18 protein-coding genes and 1 tRNA gene are annotated in these 17,213 nt (G+C 59.4%); 11 read left to right on the forward strand and 8 right to left on the reverse strand.

Annotation, left to right across the window (positions count from 1 at the left end; all coding sequences use genetic code 11):
• Positions 1-9: 9 nt before the first annotated feature.
• From yihA to ttcA, 5 genes are all read right to left on the reverse strand, one after another.
• Positions 10-660 (reverse strand): ribosome biogenesis GTP-binding protein YihA/YsxC, encoded by a 651-nt coding sequence (gene yihA, locus A8B82_RS07240; protein WP_067290190.1) that lies wholly within the window; start codon positions 658-660, stop codon positions 10-12.
• The gene (locus A8B82_RS07245; RefSeq protein ID WP_067290193.1) at positions 660-1,400 is read right to left on the reverse strand and encodes an MOSC domain-containing protein; all 741 of its coding nucleotides are present in this window, start codon (positions 1,398-1,400) and stop codon (positions 660-662) included. Before A8B82_RS07245 ends, yihA begins: the two co-directional genes overlap by 1 nt.
• Positions 1,397-3,220: a membrane protein insertase YidC gene (gene yidC / locus A8B82_RS07250; RefSeq protein WP_067290196.1), complete on the reverse strand. Its 1,824-nt coding sequence runs from the start codon at positions 3,218-3,220 to the stop codon at positions 1,397-1,399. The genes A8B82_RS07245 and yidC overlap by 4 nt, the downstream gene beginning before the upstream one ends.
• A 162-nt stretch (positions 3,221-3,382) precedes the next feature.
• On the reverse strand, positions 3,383-4,924 hold the full coding sequence (locus A8B82_RS07255; RefSeq protein WP_067290199.1) for a putative bifunctional diguanylate cyclase/phosphodiesterase: 1,542 nt from the start codon (positions 4,922-4,924) through the stop codon (positions 3,383-3,385).
• Between the two features lie 104 nt (positions 4,925-5,028).
• Positions 5,029-5,892 (reverse strand): tRNA 2-thiocytidine(32) synthetase TtcA, encoded by an 864-nt coding sequence (gene ttcA / locus A8B82_RS07260; protein WP_067290201.1) that lies wholly within the window; start codon positions 5,890-5,892, stop codon positions 5,029-5,031.
• Between the two features lie 395 nt (positions 5,893-6,287).
• Here ttcA and A8B82_RS07265 point away from each other — a divergent pair, with 395 nt between their 5' ends.
• A complete protein-coding gene (locus A8B82_RS07265) occupies positions 6,288-7,190 on the forward strand; it encodes an alpha/beta fold hydrolase (protein WP_067290204.1) in 903 nt (300 codons plus the stop codon).
• A 226-nt stretch (positions 7,191-7,416) separates the two neighbouring features.
• On the opposite strand, the gene yidD is transcribed toward A8B82_RS07265, so the two are convergent.
• Genes yidD through rpmH form a run of 3 tightly spaced genes read right to left on the reverse strand, consistent with a single transcriptional unit; the run spans position 7,417 to position 8,241 of the window.
• A complete protein-coding gene (gene yidD, locus A8B82_RS07270; RefSeq protein WP_067290207.1) occupies positions 7,417-7,662 on the reverse strand; it encodes a membrane protein insertion efficiency factor YidD in 246 nt (81 codons plus the stop codon).
• Positions 7,659-8,084 (reverse strand): ribonuclease P protein component, encoded by a 426-nt coding sequence (gene rnpA / locus A8B82_RS07275; protein WP_162841707.1) that lies wholly within the window; start codon positions 8,082-8,084, stop codon positions 7,659-7,661. The genes yidD and rnpA overlap by 4 nt, the downstream gene beginning before the upstream one ends.
• A 22-nt stretch (positions 8,085-8,106) precedes the next feature.
• Positions 8,107-8,241 (reverse strand): 50S ribosomal protein L34, encoded by a 135-nt coding sequence (gene rpmH, locus A8B82_RS07280; protein ID WP_007118882.1) that lies wholly within the window; start codon positions 8,239-8,241, stop codon positions 8,107-8,109.
• Between the two features lie 294 nt (positions 8,242-8,535).
• Between rpmH and A8B82_RS07285 the strand changes: the two genes are divergently transcribed.
• The 10 genes from A8B82_RS07285 to A8B82_RS07330 form a co-directional block, all read left to right on the forward strand.
• A complete protein-coding gene (locus A8B82_RS07285) occupies positions 8,536-9,279 on the forward strand; it encodes a TVP38/TMEM64 family protein (RefSeq protein ID WP_067290213.1) in 744 nt (247 codons plus the stop codon).
• Positions 9,276-10,694, forward strand: a complete 1,419-nt coding sequence (locus A8B82_RS07290) for a dihydrolipoyl dehydrogenase family protein (RefSeq protein WP_067290215.1) — start codon at positions 9,276-9,278, stop codon at positions 10,692-10,694. Before A8B82_RS07285 ends, A8B82_RS07290 begins: the two co-directional genes overlap by 4 nt.
• A 63-nt stretch (positions 10,695-10,757) precedes the next feature.
• Positions 10,758-12,143 carry a sensor histidine kinase gene (locus tag A8B82_RS07295; RefSeq protein ID WP_067290217.1) on the forward strand — a complete coding sequence of 462 codons (1,386 nt, stop codon included), beginning with the start codon at positions 10,758-10,760 and terminating at the stop codon, positions 12,141-12,143.
• Positions 12,144-12,219: 76 nt separating this feature from the next.
• Positions 12,220-12,296, forward strand: a tRNA-Arg gene (locus A8B82_RS07300).
• Between the two features lie 148 nt (positions 12,297-12,444).
• Complete coding sequence (locus tag A8B82_RS07305; RefSeq protein ID WP_067290219.1) at positions 12,445-13,659, forward strand: tyrosine-type recombinase/integrase; 1,215 nt, start codon at positions 12,445-12,447, stop codon at positions 13,657-13,659.
• 110 nt (positions 13,660-13,769) lie between these two features.
• On the forward strand, positions 13,770-14,558 hold the full coding sequence (locus tag A8B82_RS07310) for a hypothetical protein (protein ID WP_067290220.1): 789 nt from the start codon (positions 13,770-13,772) through the stop codon (positions 14,556-14,558).
• A 116-nt stretch (positions 14,559-14,674) separates the two neighbouring features.
• Complete coding sequence (locus tag A8B82_RS07315) at positions 14,675-14,887, forward strand: MerR family transcriptional regulator (RefSeq protein ID WP_067290222.1); 213 nt, start codon at positions 14,675-14,677, stop codon at positions 14,885-14,887.
• Positions 14,887-15,306, forward strand: coding sequence for a hypothetical protein (locus A8B82_RS07320; RefSeq protein WP_067290224.1), 420 nt, complete (start codon positions 14,887-14,889; stop codon positions 15,304-15,306). The genes A8B82_RS07315 and A8B82_RS07320 overlap by 1 nt, the downstream gene beginning before the upstream one ends.
• A gap of 103 nt (positions 15,307-15,409) precedes the next feature.
• On the forward strand, positions 15,410-16,435 hold the full coding sequence (locus A8B82_RS07325; protein ID WP_067290227.1) for a site-specific integrase: 1,026 nt from the start codon (positions 15,410-15,412) through the stop codon (positions 16,433-16,435).
• Between the two features lie 318 nt (positions 16,436-16,753).
• The coding region (locus A8B82_RS07330) for an Ig-like domain-containing protein (protein ID WP_201120762.1) at positions 16,754-17,213 on the forward strand (460 nt) is incomplete at its 3' end.

The following is a 17,213-nucleotide window of genomic DNA, read 5'->3' on the forward strand; positions in this document are numbered from 1 at the left end:
GCGGCGGGATTATTCCAGCGTCGCGATGATGGCACGAAGCGTGGGAATGCCCCAGCCCTTTTCCGAAGAGGTGACGATGATTTCGGGAAAGGCAGCGGGATGTTTCGCCAGTGCACCCCGGACCTGATCCAGCACCTTTTCGCGTTCCTTTTCCTTGACCTTGTCGGCCTTGGTCAGAACCGCCTGAAAGGTGACGGCAGCACTGTCGAGCAGCGACAGGATTTCCTCGTCCACCTTTTTCACCCCATGGCGCGCGTCGATCAGCACAAAGGCGCGGCGCAGGGTTTGCCGGCCACCCAGATATTGCTTCAGCAGGCGTTGCCATTTCTCGACCACCGGCAGCGGCGCATTGGCATAGCCGTAGCCCGGCAGGTCGACGAGGTAATGGGACTCACCGGCAGTGAAATAATTGATCTCCTGCGTCCGCCCCGGCGTGTTGGAGGCGCGGGCAAGCGCCTTGGTCCCGGTCAGCGCGTTGATCAGGGTGGATTTTCCGACGTTGGAACGCCCGGCAAAGCAGACCTCCATCCGGTCGGCGGGCGGCAGGCCATCCATCGCGACCACACCTTTGACAAACACGGTTTCCCCGGCAAAAAGCAGGCGGCCCGTTTCCAGGGTCTGCGGTTCCGGTTCTTCCGCAACTGGGAAAGGAAGCTGCATTATCTCACCTCGACGGAATCGCCGATCGCAATCGGGCCTGACTGGATCACCTCGGCATAGACGCCAAAGTCCTGGTGGTCCCAGGTGTTGAGTATACCCAGCGTGTCCACGTCACGTTCGCCGGTTTCGGGGTTGGCGGCGGTGTGCAGGCAGCGGCGGATCGGTGCACGCACGTGCAAGAGCGCGCCGCCGATGGCCACATCCTTGCCGATCCAGTCGAATTCGTCCCAGGCATTGCCCGTGTCGAACCAGATGTTACCGCGCCAGCGCAGGTTGGAAAGCGGCACGCCAGCCTTCTCTGAAACGGCCCGGTGGGACGCCATGTTGCACAGGCTGACCGACGGGAAATCAGTGTCAGTAAAGCCGCGCCCCGACAGACGCAGAATCCGGTCGGGCAGGGCACGATCCTGGGGCACCAGCGGCTGCACCCATTCAATCAGCCGCGCGCTCTCGCTGTCGGGCCGAAAGGTCAGGTCAGGCCGTTCCGGGTGCGTCAGGGTCAGCGTTTCGCCATCCGCGCCCAGCACAGCATTGATCGCGGCCAGTTTCGGGGCCTTGGTGCCGATGCTGAAATTGACGCAGCGCGCCCATTCGGACCCATCCGCTTTCGAATGGTCGTGCGCCACGGCCCAAAGCCTGTCGTGGGGCATCGCCTGCCCGGCGGTCAAGGTCACCGCCTGCAACTCTTCGCGCCCGTGGCTCTTGAGAGGATGGCGGAAAAGTTGGGCCAGGGCTGTCATTTCTTGGCGTCCGGCTTTGGCTTGCGCCGGAATGACCCCAGGATGTTGCCCATGATGTCAGGCTTGTAGCCCTGGCTGCGCATGATCAGGTATTGTTGGGTAAAGGTGATCGTGTTGTTCGCGATCCAGTAGACCACCAGCCCGCTTGCAAAGCTTCCCAGCATGAACATGAACACCCAGGGCATCCAGGCAAAGATCATCTGTTGCGTGGGGTCGGTAGGGGCGGGGTTCAGTTTCTGTTGCAGGAACATCGAGATGCCCAGCAGCAGCGGCAGGATGCCGATAAAGATCAGCGCCATGATCGTGCCGGCCTCGGGGGCGGCCCAGGGCAGCAGGCCATAGAGGTTGAACAGCGAGGTCGGATCGGGCGCGCTGAGGTCCTGAAACGGGCCAAAGAATGCCGCGTGGCGCAGTTCGATGGTGACAAAGATCACCTTGTAGAGCGAAAAGAAGATCGGGATCTGCAACAGGATCGGCAGACAGCCCGCCGCCGGGTTCACCTTTTCCTTGCGGTAAAGCTCCATCATGCCTTGCTGCATCTTCTGGCGGTCGTCGCCTGCGTCTTTCTTGAGCTTCTCCATCTGCGGCTGAAGCTCTTTCATCTTGGCCATGGAGACGTAGGACTTATAGGCCAGCGGGAACAGGATCGCCTTGATCAGCAGGGTCAGCCCGATGATCGCGATGCCCATGTTGCCGATCAGCTTGTTCAGCTCGTGCAGCAGCCAGAAGATCGGCTTGGTCAGGAAAAAGAACCAGCCCCAGTCGATGCTGTCGATGAATTTCGGCACGCCCGCATCTTCGTAGGCGCGCAGGATGGCCCATTCCTTGGCACCTGCAAAGAACTGGGTTTGCATGTTGGCCGCCGCACCCGGCGCCACGGATTGCGTGGGCTGGCGGGTGACGGCGCGGTAAACGTCGGACCGCGCGTCATAGGTCAGCGCCTGGTCAAAGGGCTGGCCCTGATCGGGGATCAGGATCGCCTGCCAGAAGTGGTCGGTAAAGCCGATCCAGCCCGTGGTCACATCTTCCTTGACGATGGCCTGGCGGCCCCATTTCGCGTTGGCATCCGCCTCAGCGATGTCGCCCCAGTCGGTCTCGATCAACTCGTCATTGGCGATCGACACTGCGCCTTCATGCAGGATGAAGAAATTTTGCAGATCATCGGGCTGGGTGTGCTGGACGATCATGCCATAGGGCGCAAGGGAGACCGGGGCTTCGCCGTTGTTGGTGACCCCCTGGCCCAGCGTGAACATGTAGTTGTCATCGACCGAGATCGTGCGGCTAAAGACCTGGCCTGCGCCGTTGTCCCAGGTCAGGGTCACGGGGGAATCGACGCCCAGCGTGTCGCCTTCGGCCAGGGACCATTCGGTGTCGGGGCCGGGAACAGCCGTGGGGTCAATGCCGGTGCCGGCGGCCCAGCCCTGCAGGGCATAATAGGCGTCTGTGGTGCCCTGGGGCGACAGCAGCGTGACGATCGGCGCGTTCTCGTCCAGCGTGGTGCGGTAATCCTTGAGCTTCAGATCGTCGATCCGTCCGCCGACCAGCGAGATGGAGCCGGTCAGGCGCGGCGTTTCGATGTTGACGCGGGGCGCATCGGCAAGCGAAACGGGTGATGCGGTGTCGGACTCGCCCGAAATCGGTGCGGTTGCGGTATCGGCAGGTGCCACGGGCACCGTCCCGTCGGTGGCCTGCTGGGTCACCGGTGTTGTGCCGTCGACAGCGGTGTTCGGTTCCGGCGGTGGAAAGAGCACGAACCAGGCAAGGATCACGATGAAACTGAGTGCCGTCGCGAGAATGAGATTCTTGTTCTGTTCGTCCATGGGGACCGCCACCTTCGGGATACTTTTGATCTGGGTGGGTTGAACAGAGTTGAGGCCCAGAGGTCAAGCGGATTCGGGTAAAACCTCTGGTCTGCGCGATGATCCGACGCAGTCCGTGCAGGTGGATTTTGCAAGGCGCGGGGCCTGAACCGCAACAGGTCGTCAGCCGCTCTTGCCATCCATGAAACGGGGGGTGTCGGCCAGTTTGGCGGTGTGGCGGCTGATCCAGTCCAGGGTCTGGTCGAACGGCATGGGCCGCCCGATGCCATAGCCCTGCACATGATTGCAGCCCAGCTGCGCCAGCAGAACGTGTTCGCCCACGGTTTCGACACCCTCTGCCAGGGTTTCCACCTCCAGCCTTTCGGCCATGGTCAGGATTGCGCTGATCATGCGTTGCTGTTCCGGGTCGCGGTCGGCCTTCATCACGAAGGAGCGGTCGATCTTGATGCGGCTGACCGAAAACCGCCGGATCGAGGTGATCGCGGCATGGCCGGTACCAAAGTCATCCAGGTCGATGCGGCACCCCATTGCGCCCAGCGCATTGATATTGCGGGTGATCAGGTCATCCGGGGCACAGGCCACCACTGTTTCAAGGACTTCAACGGCAAGCCGGTCCGGGGTCAGATCGAACCGGTCCAACTCCCATTTCACCTTGTCGGTCAGGCGCGGATTGCGCAGTTCCGAACTTGTGAAATTCACACCGACCTGCGGCACATCCACATTTGCCCCGTCCCACGCCTTGAGCGCGGCAAAGGTGTGGTACATCATGACTTCTGTCAGCCGGTCCAACAGGCCGGCGGTTTCGATGGCGGGCAGGAAATCCCTGGGCAACAGGATGCCGCGCTGCGGATGATGCCAGCGTGCCAGCGCCTCGAACCCCGTGATCTCCCCGGTGTCGGTTGAGATCTGGGGTTGAAACCAGGGCTGGATCTGGCCGGATTCCAGGGCCTTGACCACATCATCGCGGATCTCTTCGCGGGTTTCGATGGCGATGCGCATCTGGTCGGAAAATGCCCGGATCGCGGAGGGTCCCCGACTTTGTGCTTCGCGCAGGGCCGTGACAGCGGCGCGCATCCAATCCTCGCCGCCGCTGCCGGGGGCGCGCGTGTGCTGGCAGAAGCCGACACTGGCAGAGACGTAGATGTTGATGCCGTTGACGGCCACGGGTTCTTCAATGGCGGTTTGCAGGCGCGACGCCAGTTGAATGCAGGTTTCCAGATCAAGGTGGCGCACCGGACCCGTGCAAATGCCGAACCGGGCATCGCCAAGCTGTGCGACACTGTCCACCTCGCGCAGAACAGCGATCAGGCGTTCGCCCGTGCGCAGGACCACCATGTCGGCGGCGGCCTGTCCGTATCGGTCTGCAAGCGCGTCGAACTCACTTAATGCGATGGCATAGGTTACGGCAAATCTGTCTTCGGCAATGGCCTGGGTCAGGGTCTTGCACACGATGTCGGAAAACACCTGCCGGGTGAGAATGCCCTGCGCCGCCTGGTCCGGCGAACGAAAGCGCGCAATGCTTTGCCCGAATATCCAGTAAAGCACCGGGATAGATAAGGAAAACCAGATAAGCCCGGTTTCGCCAGCGGCGATGTAGATGGCCAGGGTCAGGGCAGGCAACAGCACCAATGCCCCAGGCCCGTTCAGCGTGGAAGAGAGACGATTGTGCCATCTTGCCAGTGTCCCGGCCCGCTGTCGCGCCATTGGTGCTTCCCCGCTGATCGTAAGATGCGTCCGCTGCATATGCAGGACCTTAACCTGACCGGGATGAGCCGGGGGTTAATGTCGCGAGAAAAGGTGGTGCCGATTTAGCTAAAAGTCTGGGGATCGAGCGACAGGCCCGCAAAATCGAACAGTTTCGGGTCCAGCAGGTGCGAGGGGCGCGCGTTCATCAGCGCCCGGAACATGATCTGACGCCGACCGGGGCTGTTTTTTTCCCAACCATCGAGGATTTGCTTGACCTGCTGGCGTTGCAGCCCGTCCTGCGAACCGCAAAGATCGCAGGGGATGATCGGGTAATTCATTGCGGCGCTGAATTTTTCGCAATCGGCCTCGGCCACATGGGCAAGGGGGCGGTAGAGGAACAGATCGCCCTGCTCGTTCACCAGTTTGGGCGGCATTGTCGCCAGACGCCCACCGTGAAACAGGTTCATGAAGAAGGTTTCCAGGATGTCGTCGCGGTGGTGCCCCAGCACCACGGCAGAACAGCCTTCCTCGCGGGCGATCCGGTAAAGGTGGCCGCGACGCAACCGCGAACACAGCGCGCAGAAGGTCCGGTTTGCCGGGACCTTGTCCATCACGATCGAATAGGTGTCCTGGTATTCGATCCGGTTCGGCACGCCCATTTTTTCCAGAAAGGCGGGCAGGACCGTTGCCGGAAAGCCGGGCTGGCCCTGATCGAGGTTGCAGGCCAGCAGATCGACAGGCAACAGCCCGCGCCATTGCAGTTCATGCAAGACCGCCAGCAGCGTATAGCTGTCCTTGCCGCCGGACAGGCAGACCAGCCAGCGCGCACGGGGCGCATCGGGGTCCTGTGCGCTTGGGGCGATCATGCCGTATTGCTCTATCGCCTCGCGCGTGGCGCGCACGATCCGCTTGCGAAGCTTCTTGAACTCCGTCGTCTGGGGCGCGCCCTGGAACAGCGCGTGGATTTCTTCGGGTTGGTCGAGCATGTGATCGCAGTAGTCCATTGCCCAAAGGCGATCAAGGACGTGATGCGCGGGCGATGAAGGTTTCGCGCTAAAGGGGAAAATATGCTAGGCTCTGGACCCAATAATCTTATATGCTCAGTTTGACAGATTTTTTCGCAGACTAGGAAAATCTGCGCAAGAATAGTGGTTCTATTTCAAGCAGATGTGACGCAGGCTGCGGGAAAATCCGTCAAACCCGAAGGGCGGAGATTTCACTTCATTTCAACGTCTTGAGTCGTTTGCAAATAGAACCACTATTGGCGGCACGCCTCAAACCCTTGAAATTTCGTGAAATCGCCGCTGAGCATGTAAGATTATTGGGTCCAGAGCCTAGGCTACCGCTTATTGCCGATCCTATTGATAAAGGAATTTGAGAAATGACGCTTTTTGCAAGCAGGCGCACCTTTAATGCGCAGACGAACAGATTTACCAACAATGCCGCGGCACTGACCCGCTATGTCCAGATCACCAGCAGCGCGGGGTCCGTCAGCAAGGGCGGTATCATTTCGCGCGCGGATTGGCACCGGGAGGTCCTGCGCGCGGCGCAAAGCCGCGAGATCCTGTTTTTTGTCCACGGGTTCAACACATCGCAAACGACCATGCTGCACCGGCTGGCCGCGCTGGAGCAGGGGCTGCGGAAACATGGCTATCGCGGTGCGGTGGTCGGCTTTGACTGGCCCAGCGACGGCAATGTGCTGGCCTACGATTCCGACCGCAACGACGCCAAGAAGGTCGCGCCATATCTGGTGACCGAGGCGATTGGCCTTTTCCTGAACGAAAGCCCCCGGTTCAAGCTGCATCTGCTGGCCCATTCGATGGGGGCCTACCTCACGTTGCGCGGGTTTTCCGGTGTCGGCGATGCGCCCGGCGCGCGTAAATGGGACGTGGATCAGGCGATGTTTGCGGCGGCGGATGTGGATGTGGAATGGATGCGCAAGGGGGCCTGGGGCAGTCTGGTGATGGATCGCCGGTCCAACCGCCTGACGAATTACTACAACGGCAATGATGCGGTGCTGCAATTGTCGGGGGATTTCATCCATGGCGGTCGCAGGCGGGCCGGGCGCAAGGGGCTGCCTGATCTGGTTGAAAAGGATCAGGTCGACGTCGATGCAACGCAGCGTTATGCGGCCTTTCCGCAGAAGGGCGCGCAGATATCGCACCGGTTCTATTTCGACGATGACGGTTTTTTCAAGGACGTGGCGCTGACAATTGCCGGAACGGCGGCGGGCGACATGCCGACCCGGTTGATCACGAACGGGGATGCCGTCTTGAAGGCGTGACCGGTAAAGGCGACGTAACACCGTCGGCCTCGCCCCTTCGCCGGTGCCTGTAGCGGGAACGTGCTGCTCCTGCGCTCCGAAAATGATGACATGTCATTTTTGACATGTCTCCACGGGAGGGTGTCACAAGGGGGTGCCCGGCTCAGCAGGAGGAGCATGGCGCAGGTCGCCGGTCGTAAGCGGCGAAGCTCGCCTGATCCCGTTGGAATGGTGGCAGGCTCAGACCTCAGTGCGGTCCGTGGTCCTGCGACATGGGCGGCACGGGATCATATCCGCTGCGCCCCCAGGGGTGACAGCGCCCGATCCGGCGCAGTGCCAGCCAGCCGCCCTTTAGCCCCCCATGCGTTTCGAGGGCCTCCAACGCATAGGCGCTGCAGGTCGGCTGATAGCGGCAGTTGAACCCGACCCAGGGGCTGAAAACCAGCCGATAGGCGCGCACCGGCACCGAAAGGATACGGGCGAGAACAGTCACGCGGAGGGCCTGTGCAACTTGCCCAGCGCGCGGGCAAAGTCCGATTGCAATTGCGCAAAGGGCAGGGTGGCCGTGGCCCCGCGCCGACCGATCAGCACATAGTCACATCCGGGCTGACCCAGCACCGGCAGGGCAAGGCGCGCGATTTCCCGCAGGCGCCGCTTTGCCCGGTTGCGCGCCACGGCATTGCCGACCTTCTTGGAGCAGGTGAACCCCACGCGGATGACATCCGGGTCAGGCGTTTCATCCGGCTTGCGTCTGCGCATCTGGATCACGAAGCCAGGCATCGCGACATGGCTGGCGCGGGACGCACGCAGAAAATCGGCGCGGTCTTTCAGTACCTGCAGGCGCAAAGAAACCGCCGGAGGGTTGTTCCCCGGATTGGCAGTGCTGCCATCCACGGGGGCCTCTGGCGGTGTCAAGCTTTGCAAAACGCGGCGCGGTTTACGCGCTCAGCGACTTCCGGCCCTGGGCACGGCGTGCGTTGATGATCTTGCGGCCCGCTTTGGTGGCCATGCGTGCACGAAAACCGTGCCGACGCTTGCGGACGAGGTTCGAAGGTTGAAAGGTGCGTTTCATCGCGTCCATCTCCAATAGGTCATGCGGGGCGCAGATTCGGCCCGTCACGTCAATTCAGACCCGCTCTCTAGTCAGGATGCGCGGGCAAGTCAAACCCTGCTGGCCGGTTTTCCCGCCCGGTTGCAACAATTTATCTGGCGCGGGTGGCAAATATTTCAATTCAGGCCGATCTTTCGTGAAACTACACTGAAAAGCACACTGTGGTTCAAGGGGCCGTGATAGGGCTAGGCGTGGCCCGCGTTCCGGATCATCTGTGAAACAGGCAGATGGCTGATCTGCAGCAGGGGTACGGAAATGGCTGACATGACCGATGGAAAAAACACCGGATCGCACCGGGCGCGCATTCTTCCCCTGATCGCGATTGCCGTCGCGGCGGCGGTGGGGGCATTCACGCTGCGCGATTACCTCAGCTTCGACGCACTGCGCGACAACCGCGAGGCGCTGATCGCCTTTCGGGACAGCAATTATCTGGCAAGCGCGCTGCTCTTCATGACGGCCTATGTCGTGATCGTCGCCTTTTCCCTGCCGGGGGCCACAATCGCGACCCTGACCGGGGGCTTCCTGTTCGGCACTGTCCTGGGCGCGGGTTTCAACGTGATTGCCGCCACCACCGGCGCGACGCTGATCTTCCTTGCCGCGCGCATGGGGCTGGGGCAGGCGCTCAGGGCGCGGATGGCGGCCTCCGAAGGGCTGGTGTCAAAGATCAGGAAGGGCCTGGACGAAAACCAGTGGTCGATGCTGTTTTTCATCCGCCTTGTGCCTGCGGTGCCCTTCTTTGTCGCCAATCTGATCCCGGCCTTCCTGGCGGTGCCGCTCTATCGCTTTGTGGTCTCCACCTTCTTCGGGATCATGCCGGGGGCTGTTGTTTATACCTCGGTCGGCGCGGGCCTGGGCGAGGTTTTCGCGCGTGGTGAGACACCGAACCTTGGCATCATCTTCGAGCCGCATATCTTGTTCCCCATCCTCGGGCTCTGTGCATTGTCTTTGCTGCCTGTCGCACTCAAATGGGCCACAGGCCGGAAGGACGTATTGAAATGAACCGGATCAAGACAGACATCCTGATCATCGGTGCCGGCTCCGGCGGGTTGTCCGTCGCGGCGGGCGCGGTCCAGATGGGGGCCGATGTGGTCCTGCTGGAAGGCCATGAGATGGGCGGCGACTGTCTGAACTACGGCTGCGTGCCCTCCAAGGCTCTGATTGCCAGCGGCAAGGCGGCCCATGCCCAGCGCCACGCGGCGCAATACGGTGTGGCCAATGCCTCCGGCGCAGCGGATTACGCCGCCGCCAAGGATCACGTGGCGGATGTGATCGCGCAGATTGCCCCGGTGGACAGCCAGGAGCGGTTCGAGGGGTTGGGTGTCAAGGTGATCCGCGACTACGGGCGTTTCATCTCGCAGGACGAGGTGCAGGCGGGCGAAACGGTGATCAAGGCCCGGCGCATCGTGATCGCCACCGGGTCATCGCCGCTGGTGCCGCCAATACCGGGGCTCGACAAGGTGCCCTATGAGACCAACGAAACCCTGTTCGCCCTGCGTGAGAAGCCGGAACATCTGCTGATCATCGGCGGTGGCCCCATCGGGATTGAGATGGCCCAGGCCCATCTGCGGCTGGGCTGCAAGGTCACCGTGATCGAAGGGGAAAGGGCGCTGGGCAAGGATGACCCCGAAACCGCCCGCATTGTTCTGGATACCCTGCGCGACGAAGGTGTCGTGATCGAGGAGAACGCCACCGCCGCCGAGGTCCGCGGCACCGCAGGCGCCATCGAGGTCGAGGCAAAGGATGGCCGTGTCTTCAAGGGCTCTCACCTGCTGATCGCGGTGGGGCGCAAGGCCAATACCGACAAACTGGACCTCGACAAGGCCGGGATCAAACCGGCCAGGAACGGAATCGACGTGGACACATCCCTGCGCACCAGCAACCGCAAGGTCTATGCCATCGGGGATGTGGCAGGCGGGCTGCAATTCACCCATGTGGCGGGCTATCATGCCGGGGTCATCATCCGTTCCATGCTGTTTGGCTTGCCGTCCAGGGCAAAGACAGCCCATATCCCCTGGGCGACCTATACCGACCCGGAACTGGCGCAGGTCGGGCAGACAGAGGCCGAGGCGCAGGAGAAACACGGCGACAGGCTGGAGGTGGTGCGGTTCCACTATGAACACAACGACCGGGCCCTGGCGGAACGCAAGACCAATGGCTTTATCAAGGTGATGGTGGTCAAGGGCAGGCCCGTGGGCGCCTCCATTGTCGGCCATCAGGCGGGGGAACTGATCGGCCTTTGGGCGCTGGCTCTGGCAAATGGCATGAAAATGAGCCAGATTGCCGCCATGGTGGCTCCTTATCCGACAATCGGTGAAGTCAACAAACGGGCGGCGGGGGCCTATTTCAGCCCGCGGCTGTTCGAAAGCGATCTTGTAAAGCGGGTGGTGCGGTTTGTTCAGCGATTTGTGCCGTGACAACGGGGGCCTGCGCGCCGGAGCGCGACAGCCCGCCCGCCGTCCCATCGGGGTGATGCAGACATGCTGAACTCCCTGTCCGGTCGCCTGCTGATCCTGACCACTGTCTTTGTCATGGTGGCCGAAGTGTTGATCTTTGTGCCCTCCATCGCGCGCTTCCGCGAAGACTACATGTTGCAGCGGCTGGAGCGGGCGCAGATCGCCTCGCTGGCGCTTTTGGCAGACGACATGCTGGACCCGGCGCTCGAAGCGGAATTGCTGGAAACGGCAGAGGTCTTCAACGTCGTCCTGCGCCGTGACGCGGTGCGCCAGTTGATGCTGTCCTCCGAGATGCCGCAGGCGATCTCGCAGACCTTCGATCTGCGCAATGCGACGGCGATGACATTGATCCGGGATGCGGTGATGCGCCTTTTCCGGCCCGAAAACGAGGTGATCCGTGTCATCGGCGCGCCGGTCCGGGATGCGGGGCTGCTGATCGAGATCACCATGGAAACCGCACCGCTGCGCATGGCGATGATCGACTATGGCCTGCGCATCCTGATTCTCTCGGCGGTGATTTCGGCGATCACGGCGACCCTGCTGTTCCTGACCATCAGGGCGATGTTCCTCAAACCCGTGAAACGCGTGGTGGGTCATATCCAGCGTTATGCCGAAGCCCCCGAGGATGCCCGCCGCATCATCGAGCCCAGGGCAGGCGTGACCGAGCTGCGCGAGGCCGAAGTCGCCCTGCGCACCCTGCAGACGGAACTGACCCAGGCACTGAAGCAGAAGGACCGGCTGGCGCAGCTTGGCGCGGCGGTGAGCAAGATCAGCCACGACCTGCGCAACATCCTGACCACCGCGCAGCTATTCACCGACCGCATCGAAACCTCCGAGGACCCGGCGGTCAAGCGGCTGGCGCCCAAGCTGGTGGGGTCGATCACCCGCGCGGTCCATCTGTGCGAAAGCACATTGGCCTTCGGCAAGGCGGAAGAGCCGGGGCCGACCCTGACCATGGTGCCGCTGGCCGAACTGCTGGAGGAGGTGATCGAGAACGAACGCCTGGCCACCCAGAGCGACCAGATCAACTTCAGTGCCCAGGTTGCACCCGGCCTGAAGGTGCGCGCAGACCCCGAACACCTTTACCGCGTGCTCAGCAACCTGACCCGCAATGCCCGGCAGGCGCTGATGTCCGCAGGCACGGGTGGTGAAATCACCCTGCGGGCGTCGGAAAACGACACCCACTGGAACATCGAGGTCGCGGACACCGGCCCCGGCCTGCCCGCCAAGGCGCGCACTTTCCTGTACAAGCCGTTCCAGGGCGGCACCCGCAAGGACGGCTCCGGATTGGGCCTGGCCATCGCGGCGGAACTGGTGCGCGGTCACGGCGGGCAACTCTCCCTGCTGAGCAGTGACAAAACCGGCACATGCTTTTCGGTCTGCCTGCCCAAGGGGGACGCCGCCGTCTGACATCGCCCGGAAATCCGCCACAGGTCAAAACTGGGGCTTGCAAACTTCTGCGCGGGCAACTAAACCCCGCGCCAGTGGACCAATAGCTCAGCTGGATAGAGTACTTGACTACGAATCAAGGGGTCGGGGGTTCGAATCCTCCTTGGTCCGCCACTACCACATTTTCTACGGTTTGAATGGGTCGCCTTGGGCGGCCTTTTTCTTTTGTTTGCATGGCTTTCGTGGTCGTGGTGCTTTGGCTTGAGTTTCTTTCGATGTTGTCTATATTCATTCCTTGAGTGGTATGAAATGTGGTATTTTAATGGCCCTATCTGGCAAGCTGACGAAGAAGCTGGTGGAGAATCTAGGCGCTGGGCGGCATGGCGATGGGAACGGCCTTTATTTGGTGGTCGATCCGTCCGGGGCGCGGCGTTGGATCGTGCGGGTGGTCGTTAAAGGTCAGAAGAACAAAAAGGGAGCGCCACTGCGCACGGATTTTGGCTTAGGCGGTGCTGACATCGTGACGCTGAACCAAGCGCGTGAGCGGGCGCTGGAATATCGCCGCATGGCAAAGCAGGGGCTGAACCCACGTTTCAATGCCCGACAGGAAATCCCGACCTTCGAGGAAGTGGCGCAACAGGTTCATATTGACCGGATGCCCACATGGAAAAACGCTAAGCATGGCCAGCAGTGGATTAACACTCTGCGTGACTATGCCTTCCCTAAGATTGGTCGGATGCCGATTGATGCTGTTGATCAGCCTGAGGTGATGATGTGCCTCGCGCCCATCTGGACGGAAAAGCACGAAACTGCCAAGCGACTGGCGCAGCGGATCAAGACTGTCTTGGATGTGGCGCGGTCCAAAGGGTTCAGGTCTGGCGAAAATCCCGTCACCGCAATCAAAGACGCGCAAGCCCTGCCCAAGGTCAAAGCCAAGGTGCAGCATCACAAGGCAATGCACTGGCAGAACGTGCCAGCCTTCTATGCCGACTTGAAGCCACGCAATGCGATGGCGGCCAAGGCGCTGATGTTTACCTGTCTATCGGGTTCAAGGACAGGTGAAGTGCTGGGGGTGCGTTGGGAAGAAATCGACTTTGATGCAAGATTGTGGACCTGCCCCGCCCACCGCATGAAGACAGGTGATGATCACCGCGTACCATTGACCGATGAAATGTTGGCAATCATCGAACCATTGAGGGCGATGCAGTCTGAATATGTGTTCGAAGGGCAGAAACGGAATAGGCCATTATCGAATATGTCGATGTTGATGCTGTTGCGCCGGATGCAAGTAGAGGGCGTGACGGTGCATGGGTTCCGGTCAACCTTTCGGGATTGGGCGTCTGAGGTAGCCAATGCGCCGCGCGAGATTGCGGAATTGAGTCTTGCGCATCAGGTTGGGTCGAATGTGGAGCGCGCTTACGCGCGATCCGACCTGTTGGAAAAACGGCGGATATTAATGGAGCGGTGGTCGAATTATGTCAGCGGGGCAAATGCAAAGGTTGTTTCGCTACCGACATCGGATGCAAACGCAAGATAAGTAAATGCGTAAAGGGGGGGGTGACAGTCGACTTTTCCACAAACTGACTGCGCTGAACCGCTTCAAGGCGACGGCTTGAAATGTGGAAAGGGTGCCACCACCTACCCCTTATGGAAAAGCCCTCTAAGGTTGATCAGATACATTCCCTGTGTGAAGCACTATTTGGCGAGCGTCATCGCAATTATCTATCTGTGGCCAGCTCATTTTTGGATATTTCTCGCCCCAACTTTCATGACAGCAAGACGGAGTTTTTGCAGGAACTGACTGCGGTGGAGGCTATCATCAGTCATTGCGATGGGATTTTTTCATTGTTGGTGGGACAAGGCCAGGATGCGCCAGAAACACACAAGCTGATGATTGATCGACTTGTTCCGGCTATTAACCAACACGTCATGCAAAGTATTGCCTTCAAGGAAATATCGACCCCGAACGACCTCGCGGTTAAAAACGTAGTGGAGACCGGATTTCATTATAGTTCATTGCTGGTTGTGCTGCATATGATGGAAGCCTATCGGCGTCGATTGAAAGAACTGAAACAGCAAGAGGTGGACTTTTGGAACGTGACGCATCGTCCGCCAAAGTATTATGCTCGGACAGTTGCCCTGCGATTTGCGCGCTTGTTTGCACAAGAGCGCAGGGTCAAGCCAACCATCGGCACGGTGAGCGATGGAAGCCACCCATCGACTGATTACGGGCGCGCTCTAGAAGAGGTTTTTAACATACTTGAGATCAACGCTAACGTGCGCACGGCAGGAGAATGGGCGATTAGGCAGTTGGAGGAGTCGGATTGGAATCCCCCATTAAATGCCCTGTCAGGCGGTTTGTTTGGGATGGGAACCACGAAAAATTCTACGGGTCCAACAATATCACCTGTAGTGGAAGCACTGTCAAAAGCTTGAGAAAAGCCGACGGAACAAACACCTTATTACTTTGAACATACGTGCTTTTGGCGTTGTTTTCCGACGTAATACCTTCTGTCAGACAACATCCAGTCCATCACAAAAGGATTGGAAGCATGGCAACCTTATTCGAGCAAAACAGAAACTACGTTCTTGGCGATGACGAACTGAACATCATTGGCGACCGCGAAAAGCTGGCGCAATGGCGTCACAAGGGCATGGGTCCAGTGTTTTACAAGCTGGGCCGCAAGATCATATATCGCGGCGCAGACTTGAACGAATGGGCTGAGGCCCAGCGCGTTGAGCCTTCCAAGGGTGGGCAGGTCTAATGGCCAAGCGTGTTTCAACGCGCAAAATCAAAAAGCACCGCCTCTATGGATATGATGAAGCGGGCGGTGCGCTGGGCGTCACGCCGCATACTGTGCGGGATTGGCGCGCAAGTGGCTTAGAGGTGATGGCGGCAACCACCCCGCATTATATTCTGGGCGCTGAATTGATCCGGTACATTGAGGACAAGCAAGCCAAGAGATCGGTCAAAATGGCCCTGGATCAGATGTATTGCCTTAAGTGCAAAGCGCCGCGCAAGCCGCTTTGGGGAATGGTCGATTACATACCTACCAATGACGCAAGAGGGCGTCTGATGGGGCTCTGTGAGGCTTGTGAGGGTGGCTTGCAACGGTTTGTGGGCAAGGGTGATCTGGGCAGGTTTGGCCAGATTTACGAGATCACCAACAAGGGTGTGTCTTGAGCCTATACGAACCCCTCAAGGCCAGTTCAAAACCATACTTTGAGCAGTCTCGCTAGTCGCCGCTTTGTGCAGGCCCAATTCCCCCTAATGAAAGGAAGCCAAGATGAGAAAAGTTGTTGAGGAAAACGAGCGGATGAAGCGCAAATATGTGTTCCATCTTGAGGAAGCGGATGGGTTAGATGCCAAGTCTACAGACAAGGTTCTAGCGGCGGTCCTCAAATTTGAGCAATCCACAGGGTTCAAGCCATTCAAGCGGTTTCATATTGATCAAGCCGCCAAATTCAAAACCTATCTTTCCCAAGCAAAAAACCAACGCGGGCAACCCTTGGGTCATTCGACGGTGGATGCCACCCTGACACTTGTGCGCAAGTTCTTTCACTGGTTGGCCGGGCAGTCGGGTTACAAAAAGGCGCTGACCTATAGCGATACGCGCTACTTCAACAACAACCGAAAGTCGGCACGCATTGCCCATACCGCCAACGACAAGCAAAGCCCGACACCTGAGGCAGCATTTCACGCCTTCCAAGCTATGCCCAGCGCCACGGATTTTGAGAAGCGGGACAAGGCGCTGTTTGCGTTCTTCATGCTCACAGGGGCGCGTGTGGGGGCAGTGGCGTCCCTCAGGCTCAAACATATCGACCTGTTTCATGGCAAAGTGTTCCAAGACCCGCGTGAGGTAAACACCAAGGCCGCCAAATACATCGACACCGTGTTCATGCCTGTTGATCTTGCCTATCTGGAATGTTTCACGGCATGGGTGAAATATCTGCGCACGGAAAAGTTCTTTGGCGACACCGATGCTCTGTTCCCCAAGGCCCAGATGGGGCTGGCGAAAACAGGCGGGTTTCAAAAGGTGGGACTGTCGCGTGATCCATACGCCACCACGACCCCGCTGAACAAGATCATCCGCACCGCTTTTGCCATGGTGCAGTTGCCGCAATACACGCCCCATGCCTTTCGCACCACATTAATCAAGATGGCGAATGACCGCTGTAACACTGTGGAAGAGTTCAAGGCATGGGGGATGAACATCGGGCATGAGAACATGGCCGTCACGATGGGGTCATACCTGCCTATTCCGAAACAGCGCAAAGAAGATCTGATCTTGAAGATGCGGGGCGGCAGCTAAATTCAAAGTGATTTCAGATGCCCTATTTCTTCGCCCACAGTGGTCTGCAACACGCAGCCTCTAAACCTGCGAAAGCCTTTGTGTTCTGAGAAGGTTAGGACTCAAACGGACTACCGTTGAGCAACTGATTGCAAAACAATACTGTACTGGTTTGCCGGCTGGCTGCCGGACAGAAAATCTTATTCCCTTCTGGCAATTTTCCCCTTTTGGGTCGTCCGAGTTGCATGTGGTGAAGCCAGTCGCTAGCCTGTCGCTTATTGCCTGGGATGATGTCGCCCAGCCTGCCCCAATTAAATTTTTCAGAAAGGCGTTGATCAGATGAGCCTATCCAACACCGCACCTGTCGCTGAAAATGATGCTGTTGCCACGGATGCTGACAACATCCTCTCCGGTTCGGTTCTGGCAGATAATGGATCGGGGGCGGACAACGACCCAGATGCGGGCACGGTTCTGGGGGTGATAGAGGTCAATGGCGTCGCAGCAAATATCGGCCAGCAGATCACCTTGCCCTCGGGCGCACTGCTGACGCTCAACGCGGATGGTACGTTTGACTATGACCCAAACGGCGCGTTTGACGCGCTGCCAGCCGGGGAAAGTGTCACGGATACTTTCACTTATACGCTGACCGATGGGGACACGGTCCCCGTTGCGGGCACATTCGGACCGAGATTTCTGCTGTCGTCGCTGGACGGGAGCAATGGTTTTGTCATCAATGGCATTGATCAGTATGACACCTCCGGTCGTTCAGTATCGTCTGCTGGCGATGTAAACGGTGACG

The organism is Sulfitobacter sp. EhC04, from assembly GCF_001650875.1.
Lineage (GTDB): Bacteria > Pseudomonadota > Alphaproteobacteria > Rhodobacterales > Rhodobacteraceae > Sulfitobacter.

Excerpts from the sequence above, each read along its gene's own strand:
- A8B82_RS07265 (WP_067290204.1), top strand. The coding sequence starts at position 6,288 with ATGACGCTTTTTGCAAGCAGGCGCACCTTTAATGCGCAGACGAACAGA.
- ttcA (WP_067290201.1), bottom strand. The coding sequence starts at position 5,892 with ATGCTCGACCAACCCGAAGAAATCCACGCGCTGTTCCAGGGCGCGCCC.
- A8B82_RS07310 (WP_067290220.1), top strand. The coding sequence starts at position 13,770 with ATGGAAAAGCCCTCTAAGGTTGATCAGATACATTCCCTGTGTGAAGCA.
- A8B82_RS07245 (WP_067290193.1), bottom strand. The coding sequence starts at position 1,400 with ATGACAGCCCTGGCCCAACTTTTCCGCCATCCTCTCAAGAGCCACGGG.
- A8B82_RS07325 (WP_067290227.1), top strand. The coding sequence starts at position 15,410 with ATGAGAAAAGTTGTTGAGGAAAACGAGCGGATGAAGCGCAAATATGTG.
- A8B82_RS07290 (WP_067290215.1), top strand. The coding sequence starts at position 9,276 with ATGAACCGGATCAAGACAGACATCCTGATCATCGGTGCCGGCTCCGGC.
- rpmH (WP_007118882.1), bottom strand. The coding sequence starts at position 8,241 with ATGAAACGCACCTTTCAACCTTCGAACCTCGTCCGCAAGCGTCGGCAC.
- yihA (WP_067290190.1), bottom strand. The coding sequence starts at position 660 with ATGCAGCTTCCTTTCCCAGTTGCGGAAGAACCGGAACCGCAGACCCTG.
- A8B82_RS07305 (WP_067290219.1), top strand. The coding sequence starts at position 12,445 with ATGGCCCTATCTGGCAAGCTGACGAAGAAGCTGGTGGAGAATCTAGGC.
- A8B82_RS07295 (WP_067290217.1), top strand. The coding sequence starts at position 10,758 with ATGCTGAACTCCCTGTCCGGTCGCCTGCTGATCCTGACCACTGTCTTT.
- A8B82_RS07320 (WP_067290224.1), top strand. The coding sequence starts at position 14,887 with ATGGCCAAGCGTGTTTCAACGCGCAAAATCAAAAAGCACCGCCTCTAT.
- yidC (WP_067290196.1), bottom strand. The coding sequence starts at position 3,220 with ATGGACGAACAGAACAAGAATCTCATTCTCGCGACGGCACTCAGTTTC.
- A8B82_RS07255 (WP_067290199.1), bottom strand. The coding sequence starts at position 4,924 with ATGGCGCGACAGCGGGCCGGGACACTGGCAAGATGGCACAATCGTCTC.
- A8B82_RS07285 (WP_067290213.1), top strand. The coding sequence starts at position 8,536 with ATGGCTGACATGACCGATGGAAAAAACACCGGATCGCACCGGGCGCGC.
- A8B82_RS07315 (WP_067290222.1), top strand. The coding sequence starts at position 14,675 with ATGGCAACCTTATTCGAGCAAAACAGAAACTACGTTCTTGGCGATGAC.